The organism is Micromonospora sp. NPDC049799, from assembly GCF_040656655.1.
Taxonomy (GTDB): Bacteria; Actinomycetota; Actinomycetes; order Mycobacteriales; family Micromonosporaceae; genus Micromonospora.
On the sequence record NZ_JBFAMU010000348.1, the window covers coordinates 1 to 5,301 of the forward strand.

At 74.0% G+C, this 5,301-nt stretch carries 6 protein-coding genes and 1 pseudogene; 6 read left to right on the plus strand and 1 reads right to left on the minus strand.

What is annotated here, in order from left to right; genetic code table 11:
- From AB0I76_RS21755 to thiC, 6 genes are all read left to right on the plus strand, one after another.
- On the plus strand, window positions 1-688 hold a 688-nt coding region (locus AB0I76_RS21755), incomplete at its 5' end, for an FAD-dependent oxidoreductase (protein WP_357038339.1).
- Entirely contained in the window at window positions 679-879 is a 201-nt protein-coding gene (gene thiS / locus AB0I76_RS21760; protein ID WP_357038343.1) for a sulfur carrier protein ThiS, read from the plus strand. The genes AB0I76_RS21755 and thiS, both read left to right, overlap by 10 nt.
- Window positions 876-1,655, plus strand: coding sequence for a thiazole synthase (locus tag AB0I76_RS21765; RefSeq protein WP_357038347.1), 780 nt, complete (start codon window positions 876-878; stop codon window positions 1,653-1,655). Before thiS ends, AB0I76_RS21765 begins: the two co-directional genes overlap by 4 nt.
- Window positions 1,652-2,317, plus strand: coding sequence for a thiamine phosphate synthase (locus AB0I76_RS21770; protein WP_357038350.1), 666 nt, complete (start codon window positions 1,652-1,654; stop codon window positions 2,315-2,317). The genes AB0I76_RS21765 and AB0I76_RS21770 overlap by 4 nt, the downstream gene beginning before the upstream one ends.
- Window positions 2,314-3,102, plus strand: coding sequence for a bifunctional hydroxymethylpyrimidine kinase/phosphomethylpyrimidine kinase (thiD, locus tag AB0I76_RS21775; RefSeq protein WP_357038353.1), 789 nt, complete (start codon window positions 2,314-2,316; stop codon window positions 3,100-3,102). The genes AB0I76_RS21770 and thiD overlap by 4 nt, the downstream gene beginning before the upstream one ends.
- Window positions 3,103-3,119: 17 nt before the next feature.
- Window positions 3,120-4,712: a phosphomethylpyrimidine synthase ThiC gene (thiC, locus tag AB0I76_RS21780; protein ID WP_357038356.1), complete on the plus strand. Its 1,593-nt coding sequence runs from the start codon at window positions 3,120-3,122 to the stop codon at window positions 4,710-4,712.
- Window positions 4,713-4,873: 161 nt separating this feature from the next.
- Here thiC and AB0I76_RS21785 read toward each other — a convergent pair.
- Window positions 4,874-5,301 (minus strand): annotated as a pseudogene (locus AB0I76_RS21785) (hypothetical protein); the annotation flags it as partial.

Below are 5,301 nucleotides of genomic sequence, written 5' to 3' on the forward strand. Positions count from 1 at the left end.
GCTCGCCCCCCGGGTGCGCGGCGGCGCGCTCGCCGGCACCGACCATCAGGTCGACCCGCGCCGCCTGGTGCCGGCGCTGCGTACCGCCGCCGAGCGGGCCGGGGCGACGCTCACGGCCACGGCCGTCGAGCGTCTGTCCGAGGTGGACGCTCGCGTCACGGTGGTCGCCGCCGGCTGCGGCGCCGCGTCGCTCACCGGGCTGCCGATCCGACCGGTGAAGGGCCAGGTGCTCCGGCTCCGCGCGCCCGGCGGCGTCGCGCCGGGCTTCCGGCACGTCATCCGGGGGTACGCCGACGGCGAGCACGTCTACCTCGTCCCGCGCGCCGACGGGGAGGTGGTGGTCGGGGCGACCGTCGAGGAGCGCACCGACACCACGGTCACCGCCGGGGCGGTGCTGCGCCTGCTCCGCGCCGCCGTGGACCTGTTACCGGAGCTGGCCGAGTACGACCTGGTCGAGGCGGTCGCCGGGCTGCGCCCCGGCACACCGGACAACGCCCCGATCCTCGGCCCGCTGCCCGGGCGGCCCGACGTGGTGGCCGCGACCGGGCACCACCGCCACGGCATCGTGCTCACCCCCGTCACCGCCGACCTGATCGCCGACCTGATCACCACCGGGGTGGCCGACCCGCTGTTGGCCCCGTTCACCCCGGACCGGTTCACCACCGAGGAGGGACACCCGTGGAACTGACCGTGAACGGTGCCGGCCGGACCCTGCCCGGCGGCTCCACCGTGGCGGACCTGGTCCGTGTCGTCACCGACCAGCAGCGCGGCCTCGCGGTCGCCGTGAACGGCGAGGTGGTGCCCCGGACCGGCTGGCCGGCGACCGTGCTGCACGACGGCGACCGCGTCGAGGTGCTCAGCGCCGCCCAGGGCGGGTGAGCGCGGTGACCCTGGACCTCGGCGGCGTCCCGTTCACGTCGCGCCTCATCCTCGGCACCGGTGGGGCCGCCAACCTGCACGTCCTGGAGCAGGCGATCCGGGCCTCCGGCACCGAACTGGTCACCCTCGCCCTGCGTCGCGTCGACACCGCCCCCGGCACCGCCGGCGGGCTGCTCGACCTGCTGGACCGCTGCGGCGTACGCCTGCTGCCGAACACGGCCGGCTGCTACACGGCGGGGGAGGCCGTCAAAGTCGCCCACCTGGCCCGGGAGGCGTTCGGCACCGACTGGGTCAAGCTGGAGGTGATCGGCGACGAGCGGACGTTGCTGCCCGACGGGGTGGAGCTGCTGCGCGCCGCCGAGGACCTCGTCGCGGACGGTTTCACCGTGCTGCCGTACACGTCCGACGACCCGATCCTGGCCCGCCGGCTGGCCGACGTCGGCTGCGCCGCGGTCATGCCGGCCGGCGCGCCGATCGGCTCCGGGCTGGGTGTGAGCAACCCGCACCACATCCGGTTGATCCGGCAGAGCGTCGATGTGCCGGTGATCCTGGACGCGGGCATCGGCACCGCCTCCGACGCGGCGCTCGCCATGGAACTCGGCTGCGACGCGGTGCTGCTCGCCAGCGCGGTGACCCGGGCCGCCGACCCGGTGGCGATGGCCACCGCGATGCGGTACGCGGTCGAGGCCGGCCGCCTCGCGTACGGTGCCGGGCGGATCGAGCGCCGCTTCCACGCCCTCGCGTCCACACCGGACCAGGGAAGGCCGGAGCTGTGACGGCGTCGTCCCGGCTCGACCCGCGCCCCGGCTCCGTCTCCTCCCGCCGGCCCTCCGGGGTCGTCGTGTTGACCGATCGACGGGTGGCGCGCCGGCCGCTCGTCGAGGTGGTGGCGGCGGCCGTCGCCGGGGGAGTGCGGTGGGTGGTGCTGCGCGAGAAGGACCTGCCCCGGGTCGAGCGGGCCGCCCTCGCCGCCGACCTACGCGCGATCCTCGCCGAGGCGGGCGGCACGCTGGTCGTCGCCGGGCCGGACCCGCTGGACTCCGACGCCGTGCACCTGCCCGCCGCCGGCCCGTACCCACCGCCACGCCTCGGCCTGGTCGGCCGTTCCTGCCACGACGAGGCGGAACTGGCCCGGCTCACCACCGAGGACTACGCGACCCTCTCGCCGGTCTACCCGACGCCGACCAAACCCGGGTACGGCCCACCCCTGCGTCCGACGGGACTCGCCGACCTGATCCGGGTCAGCCCGGTCCCGGTCCTGGCCCTGGGTGGCGTCGAGTCCCCCGATCAGGTGCGGGAGTGCGTCGCGGCCGGGGCGGTCGGCGTGGCGGTCCTCGGCGCGATCATGCGGGCCGGGGACCCCGCCGAGGCGGCCGCCACGTTGCGGGCCGCCGCCACTGTGCGGGCCGCCACCGCGACCACCGAGGGGGACCAGTGACACCCACGACCGTGCTCACCATCGCCGGCTCGGACTGCGGCGCGGGCGCCGGCATCCAGGCCGACCTCAAGGTCTTCGCCGCCCTCGGGGCGTACGGGACCAGCGTGCTCACCGCCGTGACCGCGCAGAACACCCGGGGCGTGGACGCCGTGCTGCCGTTGCCTCCGCGTACGGTGACCGACCAGCTCGACAGCGTGCTCGTCGACTTCACCGTCCGGGCGGTCAAGACCGGCATGCTGGGCAGCCCCGCCGTCGCGGACGCGGTGGCCGAGGCGGCGAAGGACGGGCGGCTGCCCCATCTCGTCGTCGACCCGGTGCTCGTCGCCACCAGCGGGCACACGCTGGGCGTCGTGGAGGCGGTGGAGCGGCTCCTCCCGTACGCGGAGGTGGCGACGCCGAACTGTGCGGAGGCCGCGGCCCTCACCGGACGCCCGGTGACCACGGTCGAGGAGATGGTGACCGCCGCGGAGGCCCTCGCCGCGGGCGGGCCGGCGTTCGTGGTGGTCACCGGCGGCGACGTGGATGCCGACGGCGAGGCGGTCGACGTGCTGCGCGGCGGCGGCACGACCACGGTGCTCCGCGCGCCCCGGGTGCCGACCCGGCACAACCACGGCACGGGGTGCTCGTTCTCGGCGGCGGTCGCCGTCCGGCTGGCGCTGGGCGATCCGGTTCCGGCCGCCGTCGCCACCGCCAAGGAGTACGTCACCCGGGCGCTGACCGGCGCCCGGGACTGGAGATTGGGCGCGGGACGCGGCCCTCTGGACCACTTCGGCTGGTCCGCTTGAGCGACAGGGAGGCTGTCATGCAGGCACGTCGCAAGGTCTACGTGGAGGGGTCGCGGCCGGACGTCCGGGTGCCGTTCGCCGAGGTGGACCTGACCGGGGGCAATCCGCCGGTCAGGCTCTACGACACCTCCGGCCCGGGCTCCGACCCGGAGGTGGGGCTGCCGCCGCTGCGCGGTCCGTGGATCGCCGCGCGGGGTGACGTGGCGCCCGTCCGTGGTGCCGGCACCCCGCTCGCGGGCGCGGAGGGGAGGCGACCGACCCAGCTCGCGTACGCGCGGGCCGGGATCGTCACGCCGGAGATGGAGTTCGTGGCGATCCGGGAGGGTGTCGCGCCCGAGTTCGTGCGGGACGAGATCGCGGCCGGCCGCGCCGTGCTGCCGCTCAACGTCAACCATCCGGAGTGCGAGCCGGCGATCATCGGCAAGGCGTTCCTCGTGAAGGTCAACGCGAACATCGGCACCTCGGCCGTCACCTCCTCGGTCGCCGAGGAGGTGGAGAAGCTGACGTGGGCCACCCGCTGGGGCGCGGACACGGTGATGGACCTGTCCACCGGCAAGCGGATCCACGAGACCCGCGAGGCGATCGTGCGCAACTCGCCGGTGCCGATCGGCACGGTGCCGATCTACCAGGCGCTGGAGAAGGTCGGCGGCGACCCGGTGAAGCTGAGCTGGGAGGTGTTCCGGGAGACGGTGATCGAGCAGGCCGAGCAGGGCGTCGACTACATGACCGTGCACGCCGGGGTGCTGCTGCCGTACGTGCCGCTGGCCGTGGACCGGGTGACCGGGATCGTCTCCCGGGGCGGCTCCATCATGGCGGCGTGGTGCCTCGCGCACCACGAGGAGAACTTCCTCTACACGAACTTCCGGGAGCTGTGTTCGCTGCTCGCGACGTACGACGTGACGTTCTCCCTCGGGGACGGGCTGCGGCCCGGCTCGATCGCCGACGCCAACGACGAGGCGCAGTTCGCCGAGCTTCGCACGCTCGGGGAGCTCACGAAGGTCGCCTGGGAGTACGACGTCCAGGTGATGATCGAGGGCCCCGGGCACGTGCCGATGCACAAGATCAAGGAGAACGTGGACCTCCAGCAGGAGTGGTGCCACGAGGCGCCCTTCTACACGCTCGGCCCGCTGACCACGGACATCGCTCCCGCGTACGACCACATCACCTCGGCCATCGGTGCCGCGATGATCGGGATGTTCGGCACCGCGATGCTCTGCTACGTCACCCCGAAGGAGCACCTCGGGCTGCCGGACCGTGACGACGTGAAGGCGGGCGTGATCGCGTACAAGATCGCCGCGCACGCGGCCGACCTGGCCAAGGGGCACCCCGGGGCACAGGCGTGGGACGACGCGCTCTCCAAGGCGCGGTTCGAGTTCCGCTGGGAGGACCAGTTCAACCTGTCGCTCGACCCGGAGACCGCGCGGTCGTACCACGACGCGACGCTGCCGGCCGAGCCGGCGAAGACGGCACACTTCTGCTCGATGTGCGGGCCGAAGTTCTGCTCCATGAAGATCACCCAGGAGCTGAAGGAGTACGCCGCGCGCGGCATGAAGGACAAGTCGGACGAGTTCGTGGCCGGTGGGGGCCGGGTGTACCTGCCGCTGGCCTGATCCGCAGTCGTCGTCCCCGTCAGTCGCGGCCCTGCTCTCGGCGTGTCGCCGCTCGGGAGGCATGAGAGTCGATCGCCTTATGTCTGTCAGACATAATTATGTCCGACAGACATAAGGCGAAACTGTCTTGTGCTCACCCCCGAGGGGAATGGGGCACGACGTCAGTCGCGGTGGTGGCGACCGCTCGACCGCAGGGACCGGCGGCCGCTCTCCTGCTCCGGCTCGTTGTCCGGCAGCGGCTTGCTGAGCCCGGCGACCCAGTCCACGAACTCCTCGTCCTGCGCGGGAAGCTGCTCGGTCGGCTCCGCCGTAGCGGTCGTGTCCTGGTCGGCCCGCGCCTTGCCGCGGCGGAACAGCCCACGCCGGCCGCGCCCCTTTCCGGCCGACTGCTTGGTTCCGGCGCTCGACGGCGACCGGTCGAGGGCGTCGTCACCGACGCCGGCGGTGCCGGTCAGGACGGTGCCGGCGGTGCCGGTCGGTCCAGCCGTGTCGGTCGGTCCGGCCGTGCTGCCCGGCGAGCCGGCGGCCGGTCGTACGGGGGCGAACCGGTCACCGGCGACGCGGGTCGGGGAACGCTTCGGTGGGGGAC